A 23,852-nucleotide genomic window follows, 5' to 3' on the forward strand; every position below is an offset into this window, starting at 1 on the left:
TCGCCGTCCGGCCTATCGCCGTCGCCGTCCGGCCTATCGCCGTCGCCGTCCGGCCGATCGCCGTCGCCGTCCGACCGATCGCCGTCGGTCATCGACCGTCCCCGTCCGGTCCGCCGTCGCTCGCGGCGGTGCTCGTCCGGTCGGTCGTCCGACTCGTCTCGTCGCGCTCGTCGTCCGCGACGTCGCCGTCGATGGCGGGCTGCTCCGCGACGAGGAGCTTCGACGTGCCGAGGAAGCCGGTGCTCGGCTCGAGGTCCTCGAACCGACTCCCGCAGTGGGGACACTCCGGCGCCGACAGCAGCCCCAACTCGACGCCGCCGCCGCAGTAGTCGCAGTCGGCGGTCCGCACTCCGTGCCGGTTCGCGGTCCGCGTCAGCGCGTCCACGCGCTCGCGGTCCGCTCGGTCGCGCTCGGCCGCGTCGAGCCGGCGCTTGACCTTGACGACCGCGTTCGCGACCCGGGAGAGCTTGTCGTCGACCTCGGTCAGCTCGTCCGCGGAGATCCCGGCGAGATCGGACTCGACGCCCGAGACCCGCTCGTCGACCTCGTCGAGGCGATCGTCGACCCCGGCGAGGCGGGCGTCGACGGCGTCCAGTCGGTCGCGGACGGCGTCTAACTCGTCGAGGCGGGCGTCGAGGTCGTTGACCCGGCCGTCGAGGTCGTCGACCGCCTCCGAGGACGGGGCGTCGGCGACCGCCGCGTCGAGGCGGTCCAGCCGGGCGGCTATCCCCTCCAGTTCGTCGGTGAGGTCGTCGAGGGGCGCCGCGTCTCCCCCGGCGGCTGCCTCCCCGTCGCCGGCGTCGAGCGACTCCACCTCGCGGTAGAGGTCGATGAACCGCTCGCGGAGGTCCGCGACCTTCTCGTCCAGCTCGTCGTCGAGGTCGTCGAGGCGCGCCTCGAGCGTCGCCACCTCCTCGGCGTCGGGAACGTCGACCCCCTCGGACTCCGCGAGCGCGACGAGCGCGCGCTTGAGGAGCTCATCGCGGCTCACGCCGGCGTCTTCGGCCGCGGCGTCGAGGGCGGCCGCCGCCGGATCGAGGTCGCTCATCGCGGGTCCTCCGTCATCTACCCGTCGTTGCGTGGCGAGGCTTAAGTAACCTGTCGCGCCGTTCTCCCGATCGATACTCGGCGGCGGGGTCGAGTCGAGAGAGGCGAGGACGGCGGACGTACCGGGCGGACCGCACTCGCTACCGGATCTTCCGCACGTCGCTGATGTCGAACCCGCCCTCGTGGATCTCGGTCTCGAAGCGGACGATGTTCTCGGCCTCCAGCTGCGAGAGCACGCCGCGGAACTCCCGGACGAACATGGTCCGAGCGCGCTGTGACCCGCCGCTCTCCCAGGAGAACTGCAAGGTCCCGCCGGCGGCGTCCATCAGGGTGCCGAACTCGCGGTCGCGCAGCGAGTCGGTGTTCACCAACACGAGCACCAGAGCGTCCCACTCGTAGGCCGCCTTCTTCAGCCCCTTCATCACCATGGCGACGTCGCTCCAGTCGGTGTCGTCGGAGACCATCGAGACGAGGTCGGTGACGGAGTCGATACAGACGAGGCTCCCCCGGCCGTGTTCGGAGAGATAGTCGCCGAAGGCGGTAAGCACGTCCTCGTACTCGCCGCGGTCCCCCAGTTCGGTGATCGACGCCGTCGCCGTCTCGTACCAGTCGCGGGGCACCGGCGACAGCTGGAAGTACTCCGGCGAAAGGTCTCGGAAGGAGATCTCCGAGACCGCCGCGTCGACGATCTCGTCGGCCATCGTGTACCCCATCTCCCGGGTGATCGCGTCGGTGCCGGCGGTAAAGGAGATGTAGTGGACCGACTCGGGCAGCGCCGCGTCGGGGTCGACCTCGCCGTAGTACAGGTCGAACAGCTCCTCGTCGGCGCGCGCCAGGGCGTTCATTGCGGCGCTGGTGTAGCAGAACTCCCGGGCGCCGGCGCCCGCCTCGCCCGCGAGCAGCACGACGCTCCCCGGCGGCGCGCCGCCGCCGAGGATCGAGTCGAGGCGCGCGACCCCGAACGGAAGACTGGACATGGCTTACGCCCCGTCGCCGCGGGGTTTAGTGTTACCCCTCTCCGGGTCGGCGGACTGCGGGTCCGTCGCCCCGATCCGCGCCCCCTCGTTCGACGCCCGGACGACCGACACCTCGCCGTCGACCCCGGCCGCGTCGAGGGCGCGTTCGCCGGCGACGAGCGCCGCGTCCGCGCGGGCCGCGTCGGTGACGCCGTAGACCGTCGGCCCCCACGAGGACTGCCCCGCGCCGAACACCGCCGAGGCGGCCGACAGCGACGCGACGATCCCGCCGACCGGCGGCCGGTACACTCCGCCCTGTTCGTCGGCGTACCACGCGCCGTTGAGCCGACCGATCTCCGCGACGGCCGCGCCGAACGCCTCCGCGTTCCCGGTGGCGATCGCGGGGAGGACGCGCCGGGTGACGATCCCGCCGATCCGGTCTGCGAGCCCCGGATCGGCGCGCTCGACCGCGGTCCGCATCGCGTCGTCCTCGGCCGCCCCGCTCCGCCCGGCGTCCGCGTCCGGCTCGACGAGCAGGAACCGCCAGTCGTCCGGGACGGCGTGACGGGCGGCGACGGGCGGCACGGTCCACTCGCCGTCCGCCGGGCGGTCGGTGGTGAAGCGCGCGGTCGGGTGGCCGGCGTCGAGGACGAAGCCGCCGGACTCGAACGTCGCGACGCCGACGCCGGAGCGCCCGCCGCGCCCGAGCGCCGGCGCGCGCTCGCGAACCCGAGTCGGTTCGCCGTGCGCGGCCGCGACCGCCGCGAGCGTCGCCGCCGCCAGCTGCGTCCCGCTGCCGAGGCCTGCGTGTCGCGGGAGCGACTCGCGGACCGCGATCCGGGCGCCGTCGACGCCGAGCTGGTCGACCGCGACGGTCGCGTACTCGCGGACGTCGTCGCGCACGCCCGGAGCGGAACCGGTCGACGCCGCGGGGTCCTCGACCGCCGCGTCCTCGACCGTCACGCGTACGTCCGTGGCCGGCTCCGCGTCGATCACGACCCGTGGCGCCGCGAGGCCGACGCCGAGGGCGCCGTACAGCCGCTCGTGGGAGAGGCTGAGGTTACAGAAACCGAAGTGGAGCCGCGCCCCGGCGCTCGCGCGTGCCATCTCGGTTCCGGGTTCGGGACGGAGTACTAAAGGGCCCGTGACCGTGGCGGGAGTTGCCTCGGAAGCCGCGAACCGGCGCGCGAGACCCGCGAACTGGCGGGAGCGACCCGCGAACCGGCGCGCGAGACCCGTGAACCCCGCCGCGCCGATTCGGTCGGTGAGGCGACCGAACTGGTGCGCTTTTGAACGCGGGGGACCTCCGTTCGCGTATGACCGAAACGCTCAGGCTCGCGACTCGCGGGTCGGACCTGGCCCTCCGACAGGCCGAGACCGTCCGCGAGGCGCTGTCGAGCCGGCGCCGCGACGTCGAACTCCGACGGGTGGAGACGCGCGGCGACCAGATCCCCGACGAACTGATCCACCGCCTCGGGAAGACGGGCGCGTTCGTGCGCGCCCTCGACGAGGAGGTGCTCGCCGGCGACGCCGACCTCGCGGTCCACTCGCTGAAGGACCTCCCCACCGAGGAGATGGCGGACCTCGTCGTCGCGGGCGTCCCCGAGCGCGCGCCCGCCGGCGACGTGGTCGTCCATCCGGACGGACTCGGAATCGAGGACCTCCCGGCCGGCGCCGTCGTCGGGACCGGGTCGCTCCGGCGGGGCGCGCAGATCCGGGCCGCCCGACCCGACCTCACCGTCGAGCCGATCCGCGGCAACGTCGACACCCGGATAGAGAAGCTGCTCGCGCCCGGCCTCCAGGCGGAACACGAGCGACGCCTGATCGCCTCCGGGGAGGAGGCCGCGCTGACCGCCGAGGCCGACGACGCCGGGGACGCGGAAGCCGAGGTCGACGACGCCGGGGACGCGGAAGCCGAGGTCGACGAGCAGTTCGACCGCACCGTCGAGGAGTGGTTCGACTCGCTGTCCGACCTCGAACGCGCGGCGATGGAGCGGAAGGTCGAGTCCGAGTACGACGCGCTCGTCCTCGCTGAGGCGGGCCTGCGGCGGTCGAACCTGTTCCACGAGGTGGAGACGACGCGGCTCCCGCGCGAGGAGTTCGTCCCCGCCGCCGGGCAGGGCGCCATCGCGGTCACCGCGAGCGATCCCGACGTGATCGAGGCGGTCCGCGACGCGGTCGACCACCCGCGGACCCGCGTCGCGGTCACCGTCGAGCGGACGGTCCTGGGTGAGCTCAACGGGGGCTGTGTCGCACCGATCGGCGTCTCGGCGCTCGTCAAGGGCGAACACGTCCACGTCCGGGCGCGGGTGCTCTCGACGGACGGCACCGAGGAGGTGGCCGACACCCGCGACCTCCCGATCCGGTCGCACGCGACCGCCGCCGCCGAGTTCGCCGCCGACCTCGCGGACCGAGGCGCGGACGACCTGATCGCCGAGGCGCGCGACGAGGCGGAGACCGGAGGGGGCGATGACTGACTCCGGCACCGGCGCGGGCCCGGGATCGAACGCGGACGAACCCCCGACTCGCGGCCGCGACGAGCGGGTCGGCACCGTCTTCCTCGTCGGCTCCGGGCCGGGCGACCCCGACCTGCTCACGGTGAAGGCGAAGCGGCTGATCGAGTCGGCCGACGTGGTCCTCCACGACAAGCTCCCGGGTCCGGAGATCCTCGGCGAGATCCCGGAGGCGAAACGCGAGGACGTGGGGAAGCGCGCCGGCGGGGAGTGGACGCCGCAGGAGTACACCAACCGCCGCATGGTCGAACTGGCCCGAGAGGGGAACCGGGTCGTCCGGCTGAAGGGCGGCGACCCGTTCGTCTTCGGCCGCGGCGGCGAGGAGGCGGAGCACCTCGCCGACGAGGGGATCCCGTTCGAGGTCGTCCCTGGCGTCACCTCGGCCATCGCCGGCCCCGCGGTCGCCGGCATCCCGGTGACCCACCGCGACCACGCCTCGTCCGTCTCCTTCGTCACGGGCCACGAGGACCCGACGAAGGACGAGTCGGCGGTCGACTGGGACGCGCTCGCGGCGACCGGCGGGACCGTCGTCGTGCTGATGGGCGTCGGGAAGCTGCCGGCGTACACCGCCGAACTCCGCGACGCGGGCCTCGACGGCGACACGCCCGTCGCGCTCGTCGAGCGCGCCACCTGGCCGGGGATGCGCGTCGCGACCGGCACGCTCGACACCATCGTCGACGCCCGCGACGATGCCGGGATCGAACCGCCCGCGATCACCGTGATCGGGGACGTGGCCGCGACCCGCGACCGCGTCGTGAGCTTCCTCGAGAACGCCGGCTCGGCGCCGGTTCGGTCGGCGGGCGAGGACGGGGGAGCGGCCGGCGACGACGATCCGACCGGAGGCGACGGAGCGTGAGCGACGAGACCGACCGCCCGCGCGTGGCCGTCTTCCGCCCCGACGACGAGCGGATCGAATCGGCGGTCGAACTGCTCCGGTCGCTCGGCGCGGACCCGGTCCCCGACCCGATGCTCGAAGTCGAGCCGACGGGCGCGGTGCCGGCCGACGCGCCGCTGGTCGCCTTCACGAGCAAGACCGGCGTCGAACTGGCCGCCGAGGCGGGCTGGGAGCCCGGAGACGCCGACCTCGCGGCCATCGGGCCGGCGACCGCCGCGGCCGCCCGCGAGGCGGGGTGGACGGTCGACGCGGTCCCCGACGAGTACACCTCCGCGGGGCTCGTCGCGGCGCTCGAACCGCGCGTCGCGGGCGAGCGCGTCGTCGTCGCCCGCTCCGATCACGGCAGCGACGTGCTCCTCGACGGTCTCCGCGAGGCCGGCGCCGAGGTGACCGAGACGGTGCTGTACCGGCTCACCCGGCCGCCTGAGGCCGGCGACTCCGCAGAGGCGGCCGCGTCGGGCGACCTCGACGCGGCCGCGTTCACCTCCTCGCTGACCGTCGACAACTTCCTCGCGGCGGCGGCAGACCGCGGCGTCGACGAGGGGGCGCGTGCCGGACTGGCGGACGCGGTCGTCGGCGCCATCGGGCCGCCGACCGCGGAGACGGCCGCGGCCCGCGGCGTCGACGTCGACGTCGTCCCCGACGAGGCGTCGTTCGAGTCCCTCGCGACTGCGGTCGTCGACGCCGTCGACGCCGTCGACGCGGGGACCGCCGACGCGTCCGACGCCGACCCACGGTAGCCGGAGTCAGGCCTCGCCTCGTGGCCGCCGCGGGAATCAGACGTGCCGCGGAGTCGATAGGTCCGCGAGTTGATGAACGTATCCGAGTCTCTCGACCGAGAACACCGAGGGGGCGTCTTCGACGGTCGCTCTGAAACGTCTCGGTTGTGGTTGCTGGCCGGATCTGTGCGATCAGCGCATCGGTCGGTAGTATTGTATCTGATATTTTGACGCGGAGGTTTATAATCAGGAACGTGATATCTGAGGGTATGGAACCGAGCGAGCGCTGGCTGCTGCGGGTCGAGGACGACGTCCTCGTCGTCGAGTTCCCACACGGGACTGGACTGAGCCCCGCGGACGGCGAGGCGCTTCTCGGTCGGTGGCGGAACGCGGCGGACCCCGACGCCGTCGAGGCCGTCGTGATCGTCGTGCGGACCAGCCGGCCGTGTTCGGACGCCGGCCGTCGGGCGCTCCGCGAGTCCGCACAGATCGCGGTCGCCCGCGGCGTCGACCGCTTCGCCGTCGTCGGGCAGCGCTCGAAGCGGCGCTACCTCAAGCGGACCATCGACATCGAGGGCGTCGACACCGAGGCGTTCAACGACGACGACGCCGCGATGCGGTGGGCGAGGTGCCCGTCTACGGGCGCCTCGTCGGTCGAGACCTCCTCGTAGTTAACTTCCGGCTGCGGTTCCGTTCGCCGCGTCGTCCGTCTCGTTCCCGCCGGTAGCGTCGTCTCCGTCGGAGTCGTCGTCCGCCGTCTCCCCGTCGTCGGAGCCCTCCTCGTCGTCTGATCCCTCGCTTTCGGCGTCGTCATCGTCCTCGTCGTCGATCTCGTTGACCTCGATGTCTCGGCCCGCGACTCCGCTCCCCGAGATCACGGGCTTGAGGATGTAGCCGTTGTTCTTTCCGCGTTTGACGACGTTGATGTCGAAGACGAAGCTCACCGCCTCGTCGGGCGCGACCTCGAACTCGTTCGTGATCTGGAGCTTCTCGCTCGGGAGCTTCACGTCGACCTCGCTGCCGTCGACGATCCCCGACACCGCGGACACCTCGAGTTCGATCTTCTCGTAGCTCCCCGCCGGAATCTCGCCGTCGAACACGGCGATCGCGTCCTCGTCGATCACCTGCGTGAGGTCGACCGTCGCGCCGCCGAGCTCGACGACGGTGAAGCCGCGGTCGCCCTCGTCGTCGTCGTCTTCCTCCTCGTCGTCGTCTTCCCCGTCGGCCTCCTCCTCGTCGTCCCCGCCGTCATCGACGTCCGTCTCGTTCGCGTCGTCGTCTTCGTCCGCCGTCTCGTTCAGGGACTCGTCGTCATCGTCCGTCTCGGTGGCGTTCCGGTCGGCGCCGTCGTCCGCTTCGTCGTCTTCATCGGGCTCTTCCTCGTCGTCACTCTCGTCATCGTCTTCGTCCTCCCCGTCCCCCGCCTCGAAGACGCGGGCCCGATCGAGGGTGACGTCCAGCCGGTCGAAGTCGCCGATGTCGGCCGGGGCGTCGCTGATGAGGAGCCGGAAGTTCCCGGTGAGCGTCTCCGACCCGCCGGAGCCGTCGGAACCGTCGGAGCCGTCTGAGCCCCCCGCCGACGGGAGGGACCCGTCGCCGGCGCAGCCGGCGAGCAGCGTCGCGCTCGCGCCGGCGCCGAGGGCCACGAACTCCCGTCGGCGGACGCCGTCCGCGGACGCGTCCGCCGAGCGTCCGCCGTCCGCGGGCCCCGATCCGCCGTCGCCCGTCGTCCGCGATTCGTCGCCGCCTGTCGTCCGCGATCGGTCAGTCATCGTGAGCGGACGAACGGGTCCCGAACGGGTATAAGCGGTAGATACTCCGTCCGAATTTGTGCGGATAAAGCCGGTTTTCCGCCGATCGCCGTGGTTCGGGACCGAAGAGGGCGGGATCGCTGAGCCGGGCTACGGGCCGGCCGTCTCGATGCCGGCCGCCTCGACCACGCGCTCCGCGTGGCGCGTCGCGCGCTCGCGGACCGCGGCGGCGTCGGTCCCGACGTGCTCGCCGTCGGCGTAGCGGACCTCGCCGTCGACCATCGCGAAGGTCACGTCGTCGCCGTGGGCCGCGTACACCAGGTGCGAGAGCGGGTCGTGGAGCGGCGTCGCCCTGGTCAGGTCGGTCGAGAGTCCGATCACGTCGGCGCGGTGCCCCTCGCGGAGGGCGCCGAGGCGGTCGAAGCCGGCGGCGCGGGCGCCGCCCTCGGTCGCCATCTCCAGCACGGTCGCGGCCGGGAGGCGGGTCGGGTCCCGGGCGTCGACCTTTCCGAGCAGGCTCGCCTGCCGCATCTCGGTGAAGGCGTCGAGCGTGTTGTTACACGGCGGGCCATCGTTGCCGAGCGCGACCGTGATCCCGCGGTCGAGGTAGTCTTGAACCGGGGCGATCCCCGATGCGAGTTTCATGTTCGAGGAGGGGCAGTGCGTGACGACCGTGTCGGTCTCCGCGAGCACCTCGCGCTCGCGCTCGTCCGTGTGGACGCAGTGCGCGAGCGTCACGTCCGGGCCGGTCAGGCCGACCTCGTCGAGCCAGCGGACGTTGCGCTTCCCGGTGTCGGCCTCGACGGTCTCTACCTCGTCTTCGTTCTCGCTGGCGTGAGTGTGGATCGTCACGCCCTCGTACCGGTCGGCCAGCTCGCGGCAGCCGCGGAGGCAGGCCTCCGTACAGGTGACGGCGAACCGCGGCGTGACCGCGTAGCGGACGCGACCGCCGGCGGCGCCGTGGTACTTCCGGATGAGTTCCTCGCTCTCCGCGAGCGCGGCGTCGGTCTCCTCGATGAGCCCGTCGGGCGAGTCCTTGTCCATCAGCACCTTGCCGAGCCGCGCGCGGATCCCGGTCTCGATCGCGGCCTCGAACGCCTCGTCGGCGTGGTTCACCGAGAGGTGGTCGACGACGGTGGTCGTCCCCGATTCGAGACACTCCAGGTAGCCCAGCTCGGCGGCCGCCCGAGTCGCCTCGGCGTCCATCGCCGCCTCCATCGGGAGCACGGCGTCGAACAGCCAGTCGAGGAGGGCGTCGTCGTCGGCGATCCCGCGTCCGAGCGACTGGACCGAGTGGACGTGGCCGCCGACGAGGCCGGGGGTGACGATGTCGAACGCGCGCCGCTCGTGGTCGGGGTAGCGGTCGCGGAGTGCGGCCTCCTCGCCGACCGCGGCGATCGTGTTCCCCTCGACGACGACGGCGCCGTCGGGGATGACGGTCTCGGAGTCGGCGACGACGGTTCCGGCGATCAGCATGTCCGTCCGTTCCTGACGGTCGACCGGTAAGAGGCTGTCCGTTCGCGACCCCCCGATCCCGTCCGTTCGGGGCTGCCGGGCGATCAGGTGTCGAGACGGCGGATCAGCCCAGTACCAGTGACGCGATATTTAAATATGAGTGAGCGGCCGCGCGACCGCTTATAAATGGGTGCGGTGGCGCGTGCCTGCGAGCGGCCGCCCACGGCGGCCGCGAGACAGCACGCGCGAGGGACGCGGCGACCGGAGCGAAGCGGAGGGGGCCGCGAGGCTGGGGAGGCGTGAGGTGCGGTCCCGCGAGCGACCGGAGGGAGCGAGCGGGAGCACGGAAGTCGCAGCCCGCGCAGCGAGCGAAGCGAGCGAGCAGACCGTCTTCCGGCGGTTGCGGTGCGGGGCGGGACTCAAAGGGGCAGCCGCGAGGCGGGCGCAGGCGACGCAAGCACTGGAGGGAGCGAGCAACGCGAGCGACTGAAGCGCGCAGCGAGCGTGCGCCCGCCTCGCGGCTGGGGCTTTGGAGGTGTTCGCCGTCGATCCTCGAACAACTATTTATAACTGAGCGGTAGGGGATATCGGCATCCCAGAGTCAACAATTTATAAATAGCCACCAACTCAGTCCGATTAGATCTATGCCAGTCGGCGATCGCGGAACGCCCGAATCACGTCTTGGCGCGCGATGATCCCGACGATCCGCCCCTCCTCGTCGACCACAGGAACGCGGTTAATATCCGGGTCGTCGCCGACGAGCAGGTCCAGCACGGCGTCGACACTCGCGTCCGGCGTCACCGTCGCCACGTCGGTGCTCATCACCTCGGAGACGGGGCGGTCCGCGTTGCGGATCAGGTCGACCCCGAGATCGATGTCCGCCCACGGTCGCTTGATCTGATAGGAGAGCGTATCGACAAAGGGAGGAAGCCCGATCGGGATCCACAGCGTCTCGTCCTCGGGCTCGAACAGGTCGACGAGGTCGGACTCGGTGATCACGCCGACCACCCGCTCGTCGTCGTCGACGACCGGGAAGCCGCTGAACTCGTAGCGGGCGAACCGCTTGAACACCTCGGCGACGTCGTCGTCGGGCGAGACCGTCTTCACGTCCGGTTCCATCAGGTCGCGGGCGGTCAGTGTCATACCGAAGCGTCACGGCGGGAGGCCGTAGGCGTTTCGCCCCGGGCGCGCCGACGCAACGATTTACGTGCCGACGCAACGGACTTAGGGACCGGGAACGCAGTCGCTCACATGCACCGCAAGGGTCACGTCGGGGCGTCGCTCGTCGTCTACGCTCCGTTCGGGTTCCTCGTCACGGCCCTCGCCTCGATCGAGGTCGGCGTCGTCGGCGCCGCGGGCGTCGCCGCGATGGCGATGGTCCCCGACCTCGATATGCGGATCCCCTTCGTCAAACACCGCGGGATCACCCACACCGTCTGGTTCGCGCTGCTCGTCGGCGTCGCCTTCGGAGTCGTCGGGCTGGCTGTCGGCCTCCAGACCGGGGCCGTCGAGGCGCTGTTGTTCGGCGGCGCCGGGTTCCTGTTCGGCGCCGTGACGATCGTCTCGCACCTGCTCGCGGACGCGCTGACGCCGATGGGGATCCGGACGTACGCACCCGTGCGAGGCCACGAGTACACGCTCGACCTGTTCACGGCGGCGAACCCGCTCGCGAACTACGGACTCCTCGGGGTGGGCGGCGTCGTCGTCGCGGTCGCGCTCGTCGCCGGTGAGGCGGTTCCGGTGTAGGGGGTATGCTGTATGACCATTTTTGAACGTAGATTTCTGAGCGTCACCCCGGCGCGCGGGTGTCTATTTTATACGCTCTTGAGCTCCGAAACGTCACTGGCCAAGAAAAGCCAGTGACAGGTGACAATGGACGCAAAACAGATTCCAATACTGTTCGCGGCAGCACTGTGTTTGGTAGCATTGTTTATGTTGGCAATCCGAATTTTGTCCGTCGGTTTCTGAAACGCCGATGGACACCTCCGTTTTGCCGTTCTGATTTATTTGGAGGATGTACTCCTGAGAAGGAGAGCCAGATTACTACCCGGAGGTGGGTGTGTATTTCAACTCTATTATGGTGGTTGTACTTACCTGCCTTCTGTTACCGATTAGAGACTTCATCTCTCCTTCTCACTCAAAAGTTGAGACTGGCCGTCTCAATGCATACGGATCTGACACTGATTTCTTTGTACAGGGTCTCTCGATCAGTCGAGCCCGTGATTTAATTTGAGCGCGTCGTCGATTTCGCACATTGTCGCGTCGTCGAGACTGCCAGCAACCGAATGGATTCGGTTCTCGACAGACACGACTCGAATTTGGTCAAGCCGCACGAAGGGGTCTTTCTCAAACAGTGAGTCCGATGCTTCCACAAGTAACGCCAATCGATCCGTCAAGAAGTGAGAACGATGATACCCGACCGAGGATTTCTTCTGTCCGACATACTACGGTCGGTAGCGGCCGAAGCTTACAATATACACTGAATAGTGAACGGAGCATATAAAATGATATCAACACCCAGGAGTTTGCGTGATGAGAATAAACGGATCGCGCTCGCGGTTGTAGTCGGCGACGTCTCCGGCGACCGCCTCGATGAGTCGGCGATGAACTTCTCTAGCTGCTCGTCCCTCGTCTGGGCTTAGGTAGTGGAACCCGCCCAGACTCTTCCAGAAATCACCGTCAAGCCAAAAGAGTGTCTCGTCGTCCGACTGATAGATGATATCGCCGTTATCGGTCAGTCCCTCGGTGTCAAGTTGACGACCCGAGAGCTGGGCGCGTGCCAGCACCGCCACAAGCTGCCGGCGTGAAATGGATGCATGAACAGCAACATCGTCGATCAAACTCCCGAAGTAGGCTTCGACAATATCAATCGTTTGGGAGAACTCATCGAGCGTAACGGAATCTAACGGTATTGTTTCTCTTGGTACTTCTCGAGTTTCCCAAGAATAAGAGCCGCTAAGTAATACGTCAGATGCAAGGTTGAGTTCAATACTATCCGCCGTTCGACAGTACTGTGTTCTATCCCTGCTCTCGTCCGCAGTGACCTCTTCTAAATACATATTCTCAGAAAGTTCCTTCACACGTCTATAACAGGTGGCAATCGGGATATCTAGCTCTTGACTCAGCCAGCTAACTGATCGCGGTTCCTTCGCCGCCCGCAGTATATCTACGCTGTATTTCCGCCCGAGTACCTCAACTGCTTCCGTCGACATCTTGTTACCACGATTGATTCTCAAGGCTGAATAGCTGTACCCTATATTTATCGATCTAATTCTATTAGGGCCGATATGAAATGGTTCTCTAAGCGAAAACATAATACAGCGGAACAACAAAATCGGATGTATGAGCGATGGAGACGCGTACACGGACCATACCCCCGCAGGACTTCTCGAGTTGTCTTCGGAACTGAATCAAGCTGGTTCTATCGAGGACGTCTCTGTCGTTGCTGTCCGAATGTTGGATCTCAATTTTGATGCGCCTCTTTCGGCGATCTGGGAGTACAATGAAGAGGGAAACGAACTCCGCCCAATCGCCGAATCAACTGAGGCACAAGAGGTGATTGGCGATGCACCTATCCTTCCAGTTGATTCTCTCGCGGGGCGTGTGTACAGACAGAATCGTCCGGAAGTGTTCGACGATGTCCACGAGGCCGACGGCACGTATAATTCAGGCACCCCGATTCGGAGCGAAATTCTCGTGCCAATCTCGGACTTCGGCGTCTTGAGTGTCGGAGCTACTGAAGTGGATGCCTTTACCCAGAAAGACGCAGAACTGGCGAAACTCGTCGCCTCGAATCTCGAAGACGCAATTTCACGAATCCGATACGTCGAGGAGCTACAGGCCGAGCGTGATTGGACACACACGTTGTTTGAAGGCTCCAACGATGCCATTTTCATTAGTGATTCAGATGCGAACTTCGTCCAAGTGAATCAGGCTGCTTGCCAGTTAACTGGCTATGCGCGAGCGGAACTCCTCTCGATGCGTATTCCCGATCTTCACGAAGAGGTCGACTTACATGCCTATCAGGATTACCACGACCAAATTTTAGCCGGCGAACCAGCAACCACTGAAGCGAAACTACTTCGGAGCGACGACAGTAAAATCGATGTCGAGTTCTCGAACCGTCGGATCGAGCGCGATGGGGCGGCCTATATGCATACCGTTGCGAGAGATGTGACGGAACAGCGGGAACGCCGGCGTCGCCTAGAGTCATTTAAATCGGCCATCGAGAACGCGAGTGATGGGATTGCTATTTTGGAGAACGAGGAGTACACGTACGTTGATCAAACGCATGCCGAAATGTACGGGTTCGAGGACCAAGATGAGTTACTCGGGCAGACTTGGCGTGATTTGTATACTGATCCCGTTGAAATCGAGCGAATGGAGGATGAGGCGCTTTCAGCGCTCCGATCTGATGGTGAGTGGAGAGGCACTGTAACTGCCTCTCCAGAAGGCAAGGAAGAATTTCCGACTGAACTATCGCTGACACGCTTGGAAGACGATCGAATTGTCTGTGTTGTCCGTGACGTGTCTGAAAAATATCGGCGTCAAGCGGAACTTCGGGAGAATGAGCGGCGTTTCGAGTCGGTGTTCGAAGACCCCGAAATGCTGGTGGCGTTATTAGAAACTGATGGTGAGACGATTGAGGTCAATGAAACAGCGCTAGACTACGTTTCGAACGACAAATCCGATATCTTGGGGGAACCGTTCTGGGAAGGAGACTGGTGGTCGCATTCCTCGGACCTACAAGAAGATCTTAAAGGCTGGATCGAACGAGCGGCTGCTGGCAAGTACGTCAGTTTCCAGGCGGAACATCCGGATCGGGACGGTAATATGCGGTTCGTTACGGGCACAATCCGTCCGGTTACAGGGGAATCAGGCGTCGAATCACTCGTTATTTCCAGTCGGGATATCACGCCCCGCGAGCAGCGCCGTCGCGAATTGGAGACGTTCCAACAGGCTGTCGAGGATGCGAAAGACGGCTTCGCCATCCTCGAAGATGGAGAATACACCTACATCGACGAGACACACGTGGATATGTATGGATTCGATGATACTGACCAACTCATCGGGAACTCTTGGCGGATACTCTATGACGAAGATGAGGTAGAGCGCCTTGAGTCGGAAGCCTTCCCTGTTCTTGAGTCGGAGGGGCACTGGCGGGGCAAAGTAACCGGATCCCAACCAGACGGAACGACGTTCCCGGCAGAGATCTCTCTGACTATCATCGATGATGGTCCCCTCGTGTGTACTGTGCGCGATGAAACTGAAAGACAGCAACGGGAACGTGAACTCGAACTCAAGGAGCAAGCGATTGACTCCTCGAATGTTGGGGTTATGATCACCGACCCACAGCGAGAAGGCAACCCAATCGAGTACGTAAATAAAGGATTTACCGACATTACTGGCTACGAAGAGGACGACGCGTTGGGTCGTAATCCACGTTTCCTCCAGGGACCCGAGACAGACCCAGACGAAATATCGAAGCTCCGAGAGGCGATTGCGGCCGGTGAACCGGTGACAGTAGAATTGAAAAACTACCGAAAAGACGGGAGTGAATACTGGAATCGATTGTCCGTCACGCCAGTCACTGATGTAGATGGGACGCTTTCGAAGTTTATTGGCATACAGCAGGACGTAACAGGTCGGAGGCAACGGACTCGGAGCCTGGCAGAACAGAACCGGAAACTCGAATTGGTTCTTTCTGGAACGGACACTGGTATTGCAGAGTGGAGTCTTGAGACGGATCAGATATCATTCGACGACACGCTTGTCGATTTACTTGGCCATGATCCGGACAATTATGAAGAGTTCGTACAGATCGTCGCGCCGGAAGATCGGGACCGTGTTCGTGAGTCACTAGAACAAGTCGGCGAGACCAACGACTTGTCTGCGGATTTCAGAGTTATTGATGCCAACGAACAAACGCGATGGATACACACAGATGCTGTTCTGATACCCGATGACGAAACTGGAGAGAGACTTGTCGCGATTGCCACGGACATAACGGATCAAAAACGACGGATTCGGCAGATTCAACAGGAGCGGAAGCGATTCGAGATCCTCTCGGAAAGTCTCGAGGAATACGCCTTTGTCCTTCTCGATGACGATGGACAGATCGACAGCTGGAACGATGGAGCAGCCGACATCTTTGGATATGACGAAGAAGCTGCAATTGGTATGCCAGCAGCAGAGTTACACCCTGAACAGGATCAAAAACGTGGGATTGCTGATCGGTTACTAAAACAGGCATCACTCGCAGGAGAAAGTACTCACGAAGGACAGCGAGTCCGTCAGGATGGATCGTCGTTTCCTGCAGAAGTCTCATACGTCCCGCTTCAAACTGAAGATGGAGTGTTCCTGGGATACGGGATGGTCATCAGAGATCTTACTAACCAGCGTCAACAGCGGCGTAGAACAGAGCGGTTCGTTGAGGAATCAGTCGACGTCGTGTCTATCTTAGATCGCGACGGGTGTTTCACCTATCTTAGTGGCTCTACTGAACGGGTTCTTGGATATGATCCAACTCAGCTAAATCAAGAGAGTGTCTTTGATATTATCCATCCTGAGGATCGGGAACGTGTAATGGAAGCGTTTTTCGCCGCCGTGGAGGATTCCGATTCAAGCGTTCAGCTAGAGTTCCAAGCAATGGATGCGGATGAGGAGTGGATTACTGTAGAGGCACGTGGACGGAATCTCTTTGACGATGAAGCAATTGGTGGGTTTCTGTTATATATACGTGACATCAGTAATATAAGAGAACAAACGAAAAAATTCGAATCCGTATTCAATCAAACGTTCCAATTGACAGGGCTGATGACCCAGAGTGGTGAAATCCTCGAGCTAAACGACCCACTCACAGAGTTCGGCGGCATACGTGTGGAGGAGAGCAGAGGCACACCGCTCTGGGAGTACTCTCTGTTCGCGCATTCGTCTGAAGTGCAAACTCAAATCAGGCAGGCAGTTACTCAAGCATCTTCGGGTTCATTCGTTCGGTTCAACGTGGAAGCAGAAGGCGTTGATGGACTCGCCAGCTTCGACTTCTCGGTCAAGCCGATCTCAAGCCAGCGCGGGGAGCTTAGCTTCCTGGTATTCGAGGCACGAGATATCACAGCTCAGGAGCAGCGTCGGCAACACGTCCAGGTCTTACACCGGATTATGCGGCACAATATCCGAAATGATCTGACGAAACTGAGAGGGTATGTCGATCTGCTTGCGTCGGACACAGAGACAGACACTCGTGAACAGCGCGCTGCGACGATCCGAGACATTCTCGACAAGTGGGAAAGAATGGCAAACAAGACCCAAGAGCTCCAGAATATACTCACGAGCGAGAGCGCTCTCGCTTCCTACCAGAGTGCTCAGCAAATAGCTCAGGATATTCAAGCCAAAAAAGAAGACGAATATGCTAATGCGAATATCACTATCACAGCCGACCACGATCTAGAATCACAAATACCGAGTGAACTTGACAAGGCGATTTCTGAGCTCGTTGAGAACGCCATCACAGCGAACGATACTGAGCATCCATCCGTACAGATCAGTGTCTCGCAAGCCGATGAACGGTGGGTAGAGGTTTGTGTGTCCGATACTGGGCCTGGACTCCCGGAAATGGAGAAAAATCTCCTCGAAACTGGCGAAGAAACGCCGCTGAGTCACGGGCAGGGACTCGGATTGTGGATGGTGCGATCACTGGTGGCTCATGCCGGGGGATCGATTTCAGTTGAAACCTCGGGCGATGGGAGTGAGATCACATTGGAAGTCCCCACCCAACCGGCTCGAGAGGACTTATAAAAACCGGGCATCGTGTCGTAAACTATGACCCAAAACGGAAACACAAAAATCCTGGTCGTCGAGGATGACCAAAATTTGGCTGAGCTGTATGCAGAGTGGCTCGCAGACCGCTATGTTGTCGAAACCGCATACTCTGGCGAAGAAGCCTTGGAGGCGTTCGATGCGACTGTCGATATCGTTCTTCTGGATCGGATGATGCCCGGGTTATCCGGCGGAGAGGTTCTCACGCGACTCAGACAATATGAGTCGAACTGCCAGGTGGTTATCGTCTCTGCGGTGACACCGGACTTCGATATCGTCAAAATGGGATTCGATGCGTATCTCGAAAAGCCCGTTGAAGCTGACGACCTCGAAGACGTTATCTCCCAGATGCTCACTCGTGCCGAGTACAACGAGGATCTGCAAGAGCTGTTCTCGCTGATAGAACGCCAATCGACCTTGGAAGCCGTCATGGAGGCAGATACCCTCGAAACGAGCCCGAAATACCAGGCACTCACAGACCAAATCACAGAACTCGAGGATAAAGTCGAACGGTACCTCCAGAACCTGCCAGACAGGGATTTTCGAGTGGCTATTGAGCGCCTGCAACGAACAGCAGCAGAGCGCAGGGAACAACAGCAGTACCAGTCCCTCACTGAAGACGTCCTGGACACATCAGAGGAAGGGATCGTTGTAGTTGATCGCGACGGACAGGTGGTGTGGGCAAACGAAACTACGGAAGAATTACTCGGAGTTGATAGAGACGATATCCAAGGGTCTGACTACAGTCGCATTGCTTCTGAATCGTACAAGGAATATCCCTCAGGTGAGCAAACACTGTCTGACCTCGTAACTCATTCTCTAGAGAATATGCATTCCGAAGTCGAAGCCGTCGTCCGTATCCCTGAAACGGCTTCGAAAGAGCAGCAGTGGTTGGAGTACTGGAGCGGGCCGATCAAAACTGGTCTCTATGCGGGCGGGCGGATTGAACACTACCACGACATTACAGAGAGGTACGCGTATGAACAACAGCTCGGGGACCTGCATGCGGTTTCTCGCGATCTAATGACAGCCGACTCGGAACGTAGCATCGGCGAGACCGTGACAACTGCCGCAGTCGGTGAACTCGGATTCGAGTTTGCCGCGATATATACACGAGAAGAGCACACGGGACGCTTGGTCCCACTAGCACACGCATCCACGGAAGATGTTACTGAAATCGATCTTCCCACTATCTCTGAAGGAGACACACCAGTCTGGACGACCTATGTGACTCGAACGGAACAGTTGGCTCCCGACGACGAAGACGTAGTAGATACTCGGTCAAGCCAGTGGTTGGCAGAGGAGTTCTCGTCGTGGCGACTCTACTCACTAGAATCAGAGGGGGTTCTGTTGGTGGGGATGACCACGACGTCAGAGATCTCCTCAAGAAAGAACAAATTGGCAAAGACGTTAGCAGCGAACGCAGCAAGCGCATTCGAACGAACAGCACAAGAGGCGGCCCTTCGGCAACGCGACCAGCGGTTAAACGAGCAAAACGAACGGCTGACACGACTGGATCGAATCAATACACTGATACGGTCGATAAGTGCCACGGTTATCAGTGCAAATACACGAGAAGAACTGGAGCAAGAGGTCTGTAATGCTTTAGCTCATCTGGATCTGATTAGCGGGGCGTGGATCGGTAAAAAAGATATTAATACGAATACGATCGAGGTCAGAGCCAAAACGGAGTCGCTCCAATATCAAAAAGTGGGGGCGAACGACACTCCAGCAGATGACAATACCCAGCGGAGTAACTCTACATTGCCACCTGCTGAACGGGCATACAGGATTGAAGGTTCGGTCGTGGAGAGCGACTTAATGACCGCTCGCTCCGAAACGGAGTGGGAACAAGACGCACTGAAAAATGGCACCAACTCGATTGTGGCTGTACCACTACAGAGCGAGGCGTCGATCCTTGGCGTATTAGAAGTCCACTCCAAACTACCAAACGCCTTCGCTGAAGAAGAGGTGACAGCCCTCACAGAGCTCGGTCAAATAATAGGTCACGGGATATCAGCACTCCGGCAAAAGGCGGCGCTTCTATCTGGTGGGGGCACAATTCTCGAAATTCAGTTCGAGGACGATACTGGCCTTGCAACTCTTGTTTCGGATATGGAGACGGATCTCGAAGTGTTGAATGTAGTGACTGAGAGTCCAGATCACCTCCTGTTCGCGCGAGTGACCGGTGAAAACGTGACCCCCGAGGCGTTCGAAGCTGCTGGTTTCGATCCAGAGACGGTCATTTTGAGCGACTCTCGAAATGGTATCTACTGTAAAGTCCCGGTGCGGAACAGCAGCTTTTGCGAGAAACTGACCGACCAAGGAGTTGCGATAAATCAAATCACAAACGCTTCCGAGTCCAACGAGATCGTGGTTTCAGTAACCGTGCCATTCACCGTCGACGTCGGGGAATATCTGAGTTCACTCCGGGAAGACTACAGCGATCTCACCCTGTTATCCAAACTGGATAGTGAGCGGGGAGAAACTAATACCTCTCTCTCAGCACGTCTTGATGGAGCTCTTACCGCCCGGCAAGAAGAAGTCTTGCAGACGGCGCTCTACGCAGGATATTTTAATTGGCCGCGGGATGCAGATTCGACGTCGATTGCCAAGACTCTCGATATCGCACAGTCAACGTTCAACCAGCATCTTCGAGCTGCTGAGTCTAATCTGCTGACGACTCTCTATCAGGATTCAACCGAGCTGTGACCTGCCTCAGTATCACGTTCTACAGTACTCGGGCTGTCCTGCTTATCGACATTCGGAAAACTGGCTCCAAATAGTGGGCCTTTCCATATAGGCATTAAATTTGGCAACCCGATATTAGAGGGTAGAAGACGTTTGATTGTAGAATAGATGTATTCTTTATGGCCCAAAGCTCTCCGCACCGAGAGTCTGAACCTACGGGATGGAGTACAGATTCCCAAATAGTGCGTGAATTTGATAGACCTGTCCGTGTTTCGGATGCGGTCATTGAGACACTTATGGAAGCTGTCGAAGACTGGCCGGAACTCAGTAGATCACCTCCGGTGTTCGAATTTGTTGATACAGACAAATTAGATGGCTTGTTCAAAACTCGTACAGTCGAGGAGACCAGTCATATGCCCTCTGTGGAGTTTCTCTTTCAGGACGCACTTGTGACGGTCATGTACGCATCAACGGTGCGTGTCATCGTCGAACGAGATGCGTGAGTGAGAATAGATGACCCATTCCAGTACCGTTCTGATCGTCGAAGACGAAGAGAATCTCGCTGACTTGTTTGGCATTTGGCTACAGGAGCAGTTCGAGGTTCATGTGGCCTATTCCGGGGAAGATGCACTGGAAATCTTCGCTGAGGAACCGATTGATATTGTCCTTTTAGATCGTCGAATGCCGGGCCTCTCTGGCACGGAGGTGCTACAATCAATTCGTGAAGGCGGCGATGCCCAGCAGGTGATCATGGTAACAGCTGTTCAGCCAACGGAAGACCTAGCGTCCATCGATGTGGATGACTATCTTCTCAAACCAATCGACCGGACGAAGCTTCTTCGAGCTGTGGAAGCTGCGGAGCTGGTTCTAACATACGAAGATTCACTCACAGAGCTTCTCTCACTCACCGCGAGGAAAGCCACGTTAGAAGCGAACCTCGACAAGACAGAGCTAGAAAAGGACGACCGATACGGCGGTCTCCTCCAGAGAATACGAGAGTTGGAGGAAGAAGCTGATACGACACTCCAGCGTCTCGAGACAGATTATCAGATCGATATGCTGGTCAGAGACCAGCGTATCGGATCCCAACCTGTAGAGCAGTTCTGATATGGTGCGAGGAGCCGTGGCATCCACTAATTGTGCTACCAGCAGCAGTATCGAAGTACTCGCAGAAAATAAATATCCACTGCTCATCGGATTGGTCTTCGTACGAGCTATAGATGCGAGTCTCACGTACTATGGGCTAAGCATCGGACTGCGAGAAGCCAATCCGATTGTCGTACTTATTGTTGAGACTCTCGGAATCATCCCCGGCCTATTCTTTCTCTCGTCGGTGTCACTAGTGTTATTATTCTTTCTTGGTGAATACCTGCTTCCCTGGGTCGGACAATCGAGACATAATATCGATCTGTGGAGCAATGTAGCATACCTTTCAGCTTTGGTCGTATGGAGCGCTGTGTCGCTTCATAATATGGTACTCATTTGGATATGAGATTGATCGAGTTTGTCGGCGTATTATTATATGTTTCAATTGTGTTAATTATATCATTTGCTATGCTGCTTTCTCTGCTTTAATTTCTGCAATGAAGCTCCAAACCCTCACTTTATAAACGGTATAGGAGGATGGCTTAACCCTGCGGAAATTCACGGATTAAAACTGGATAGAGTATTGGCACCTATTAGCAGAGACAATCCACGAGTTACACTATACATAGCCCCGTTCACCCCTCAAAGCCGGATTATAGATAGTAAGGCCAATACTTAGACGTTGACAATATTGATCAGGTACATCTATTGGGTTCAGAATTATGTTCTTCCTCAATAATAATCGAACCGGATACCTCTCAAACTGGTATCCAGCGAAGCGTCAGAGGCACACCCACCCCACCCCCCCCCGTTTAATTAAATATAACACGCGTTTTGAGTTCGTTCTACTTTCTATAGACTGATGCCCTACACCAGTCAGTCCTGTCGGACTGTGTTTCGACGAATCGCCCAACGACAATATAGTGAGTGGCCGGCGTACAATTCGACACCACTGTACGATCGAACGTCGCTCGCTGGACTGGAATCAGATATCCGGACAGTCTCGGAGACGTGGTTCGATCACGATAGTCACGACTCTATCGAGGAGTTCGTCTGTGCACTCCCGCTAGCCTACTTTCGATTTAGCGCCCATGATCAGTATGCGGGGTCGACACGCTACCAGATGGCCACTCTCTTCCGGGTGTTCGTTCTGCAAGAATGCCACGGGTGGGAGCACGAAACCGCACTCGTTGGCTACCTCAGGAACCGCCCTGAACTCCGCGATAAACTGGGGTTCGAGACGATCCCGTACCAATCGACACTGTGGCGAAGCTGGCACGAGCGGTTCACCCCTGACCTCCGAGAGACTGTCGAGACAGCGGCTCGAACGATTCTCATCAAAGCACAGAATGTAGGTGTCGCGGTTCCGCGTGAGCCGGCACGAAAGCTCCGATACCACGGGAACGAGTCTGGTGAGTCAGACCCGAATGATCAAACTACGTTGGAGCAGGCAGAGAAGATCACCGGACACGTCAGCCGCATCGTGTTCCCGGCGTTTTCGCTGGAACGTGGCGAGGGCTGTGAGATACACGAGAACGCCTACTGGGACTTACAGACGTATCTCGGACTTCGCGAGCGGCTGGCTGCGAACGAAGGGGCTCGCAGTTTTGTCTACGAATCGACTCGGGATCGGACACCGCTGGGCCACGCCCATCGCGAGCACATCCGCGACCTCTCGGTTGACCAAGTGCGAGAGATGTACCGGCAGGCCATCACTCGGCTCCTGAACGAAGTTGCGGAGACAGAGCAGTTCTTTCGAGCGGGGATCGTCGCGATTGACATTACCGAAGCTGACCCCTTCACAGGCGATAGAACTGGCTACGAGGATGAGATCATCGGAACGAAGGAGAAGAACGACGAATACGCCTACCAGTGGGCGACAGTCCAGTTAGTCGGGAATGCCGTTCCGATCGTTCTAGACGCGCAGCCAGTTCGGAAGGGTGAGCCCCGCTTAGAAATTGTTGAGGGCCTCTTGGATTCTGCCGAGGAGATGGTTCACGTCGATAACGTGCTGATGGACCGAGAGTTCGATAGCCAGCACGTCCTGGAGATGCTCAGCCAACGTGGGCTTTCATACGTCGTGCCGAAGCGAATGCAGACCAGCGAGAAAGCCCAGGCCAAGCGATTGCTCCAGCGCGACCAAGACCGCTACGAGACCGACCGGAAGCTCCATCTCGGAAAGAATGAGTGGCACGAGACGACGCTGATCTACCGCCGGAAAGAGGACTCCGAGCACGACGATCATCGGCAGTACTCGGTGTTCATGATGAACCGGGGGAGCGGACACCTCACGGAGTACGGCTACAGGTGGGAAATCGAGAGTGGGTACAGGTCGATCAAACGGTTCATGGCGGCGACGACGTCGAAGGATTTCGGGCTGCGATTCTTCTACTTCGCGTTCGCCTGCCTGTTGTATTCGATCTGGCGGGCTGTCGATCTGCTCGTGCAGGTTGAGTTGACTGGTGAGTACGAACATTCGCCGATCGTAACAGCCGACAACACGCTGACGTTGCTGAAGAAGGAAACGGGAATCGGGTAGAGAGACACCCTGTCTGGGTTAGCGCGCCGTTTGAGTGGCTACACTATTGGATGTCTCGAAAATTCGCCCTTACGATTGGAAGTGTGACAATAATGTCCGCTTGGAGAGTGATCTGGAGCAGTTTCCGCTGACCGAATCGTTCAAATTCGCACATCACAGGCCCGCTAAACCCACTGTAGTCTCAACTTCACGATCCAAGGGGTAGTTGAGACTGGTCGTCTCAATGTATAAGATTGGATTCGACGGTTGAACGCCAATCGTTTTCCCCGCTACCCCCTTCGATTGAATTGTATCGATTGCCGAGCACGTCGCACCGGCTGTGTGTACAGATAGAACGTATGCCACTCGCTCAACTCCTCGAACAATACGTCAGTCTGGGTATCTT

The 23,852-nt window shown here is 61.0% G+C and carries 18 protein-coding genes and 1 pseudogene; 11 read left to right on the forward strand and 8 right to left on the reverse strand.

Translation table 11 applies throughout. The annotated features are described in order from the left end of the window. Positions 1 to 88: 88 nt before the first annotated feature. The 3 genes from EXE42_RS07400 to EXE42_RS07410 all read right to left on the reverse strand — a co-directional run bounded on the left by EXE42_RS07400 (position 89) and on the right by EXE42_RS07410 (position 3,110). Complete coding sequence (locus EXE42_RS07400) at positions 89 to 1,048, reverse strand: hypothetical protein (protein WP_137706216.1); 960 nt, start codon at positions 1,046 to 1,048, stop codon at positions 89 to 91. A gap of 139 nt (positions 1,049 to 1,187) precedes the next feature. Further along, positions 1,188 to 2,024, reverse strand: coding sequence for an HTR-like protein (locus tag EXE42_RS07405; protein ID WP_092920187.1), 837 nt, complete (start codon positions 2,022 to 2,024; stop codon positions 1,188 to 1,190). 3 nt (positions 2,025 to 2,027) lie between these two features. Next, entirely contained in the window at positions 2,028 to 3,110 is a 1,083-nt protein-coding gene (locus tag EXE42_RS07410; protein WP_137706217.1) for a beta-ribofuranosylaminobenzene 5'-phosphate synthase family protein, read from the reverse strand. A 209-nt stretch (positions 3,111 to 3,319) separates the two neighbouring features. Here EXE42_RS07410 and hemC point away from each other — a divergent pair, with 209 nt between their 5' ends. The 4 genes from hemC (at position 3,320) to EXE42_RS07430 (ending at position 6,801) form a co-directional block, all read left to right on the forward strand. After that, positions 3,320 to 4,480 carry a hydroxymethylbilane synthase gene (gene hemC, locus EXE42_RS07415; protein ID WP_137706218.1) on the forward strand — a complete coding sequence of 387 codons (1,161 nt, stop codon included), beginning with the start codon at positions 3,320 to 3,322 and terminating at the stop codon, positions 4,478 to 4,480. Next, entirely contained in the window at positions 4,473 to 5,372 is a 900-nt protein-coding gene (gene cobA, locus EXE42_RS07420; protein ID WP_137706219.1) for a uroporphyrinogen-III C-methyltransferase, read from the forward strand. The genes hemC and cobA overlap by 8 nt, the downstream gene beginning before the upstream one ends. Beyond that, entirely contained in the window at positions 5,369 to 6,151 is a 783-nt protein-coding gene (locus tag EXE42_RS07425; protein WP_137706220.1) for a uroporphyrinogen-III synthase, read from the forward strand. Before cobA ends, EXE42_RS07425 begins: the two co-directional genes overlap by 4 nt. A gap of 248 nt (positions 6,152 to 6,399) precedes the next feature. Next, positions 6,400 to 6,801, forward strand: a complete 402-nt coding sequence (locus EXE42_RS07430; protein WP_137694591.1) for a hypothetical protein — start codon at positions 6,400 to 6,402, stop codon at positions 6,799 to 6,801. Here EXE42_RS07430 and EXE42_RS07435 read toward each other — a convergent pair whose 3' ends face one another. The 3 genes from EXE42_RS07435 to EXE42_RS07450 all read right to left on the reverse strand — a co-directional run bounded on the left by EXE42_RS07435 (position 6,802) and on the right by EXE42_RS07450 (position 10,479). Next, positions 6,802 to 7,902, reverse strand: a complete 1,101-nt coding sequence (locus EXE42_RS07435) for a DUF4382 domain-containing protein (RefSeq protein ID WP_137706221.1) — start codon at positions 7,900 to 7,902, stop codon at positions 6,802 to 6,804. 129 nt (positions 7,903 to 8,031) lie between these two features. Next, a complete protein-coding gene (locus EXE42_RS07440) occupies positions 8,032 to 9,357 on the reverse strand; it encodes a 5'-deoxyadenosine deaminase (RefSeq protein ID WP_092920180.1) in 1,326 nt (441 codons plus the stop codon). A 621-nt stretch (positions 9,358 to 9,978) separates the two neighbouring features. Beyond that, a complete protein-coding gene (locus EXE42_RS07450; RefSeq protein WP_137706223.1) occupies positions 9,979 to 10,479 on the reverse strand; it encodes an HPP family protein in 501 nt (166 codons plus the stop codon). Between the two features lie 108 nt (positions 10,480 to 10,587). Here EXE42_RS07450 and EXE42_RS07455 point away from each other — a divergent pair, with 108 nt between their 5' ends. Then, entirely contained in the window at positions 10,588 to 11,082 is a 495-nt protein-coding gene (locus EXE42_RS07455; RefSeq protein WP_137706224.1) for a metal-dependent hydrolase, read from the forward strand. Between the two features lie 461 nt (positions 11,083 to 11,543). Here the strand turns inward: EXE42_RS07455 and EXE42_RS07460 are convergent. Further along, positions 11,544 to 11,714: pseudogene (locus EXE42_RS07460) on the reverse strand (type II toxin-antitoxin system PemK/MazF family toxin); the annotation flags it as partial. Positions 11,715 to 11,846: 132 nt separating this feature from the next. Next, positions 11,847 to 12,248: a hypothetical protein gene (locus EXE42_RS20765; protein WP_137706252.1), complete on the reverse strand. Its 402-nt coding sequence runs from the start codon at positions 12,246 to 12,248 to the stop codon at positions 11,847 to 11,849. 430 nt (positions 12,249 to 12,678) lie between these two features. Between EXE42_RS20765 and EXE42_RS07470 the strand changes: the two genes are divergently transcribed. The 6 genes from EXE42_RS07470 (at position 12,679) to EXE42_RS07485 (ending at position 23,467) form a co-directional block, all read left to right on the forward strand. Beyond that, positions 12,679 to 17,130 carry a PAS domain S-box protein gene (locus tag EXE42_RS07470; RefSeq protein WP_137706225.1) on the forward strand — a complete coding sequence of 1,484 codons (4,452 nt, stop codon included), beginning with the start codon at positions 12,679 to 12,681 and terminating at the stop codon, positions 17,128 to 17,130. A gap of 24 nt (positions 17,131 to 17,154) precedes the next feature. Next, complete coding sequence (locus EXE42_RS07475) at positions 17,155 to 19,863, forward strand: response regulator (protein ID WP_137706226.1); 2,709 nt, start codon at positions 17,155 to 17,157, stop codon at positions 19,861 to 19,863. A 158-nt stretch (positions 19,864 to 20,021) separates the two neighbouring features. After that, positions 20,022 to 20,345 (forward strand): HalOD1 output domain-containing protein, encoded by a 324-nt coding sequence (locus tag EXE42_RS20770; RefSeq protein ID WP_158293471.1) that lies wholly within the window; start codon positions 20,022 to 20,024, stop codon positions 20,343 to 20,345. A 10-nt stretch (positions 20,346 to 20,355) separates the two neighbouring features. After that, on the forward strand, positions 20,356 to 20,949 hold the full coding sequence (locus EXE42_RS07480) for a response regulator transcription factor (RefSeq protein WP_137706227.1): 594 nt from the start codon (positions 20,356 to 20,358) through the stop codon (positions 20,947 to 20,949). Between the two features lies 1 nt (position 20,950). Beyond that, positions 20,951 to 21,334, forward strand: coding sequence for a DUF5658 family protein (locus tag EXE42_RS20775; RefSeq protein WP_369333759.1), 384 nt, complete (start codon positions 20,951 to 20,953; stop codon positions 21,332 to 21,334). Between the two features lie 456 nt (positions 21,335 to 21,790). Further along, positions 21,791 to 23,467 (forward strand): transposase, encoded by a 1,677-nt coding sequence (locus EXE42_RS07485; protein ID WP_137706228.1) that lies wholly within the window; start codon positions 21,791 to 21,793, stop codon positions 23,465 to 23,467. Positions 23,468 to 23,852 lie beyond the last annotated feature (385 nt).

Source organism: Halorubrum sp. SP3 (genome assembly GCF_005435195.1).
Classification (GTDB): Archaea; Halobacteriota; Halobacteria; order Halobacteriales; family Haloferacaceae; genus Halorubrum; species Halorubrum sodomense.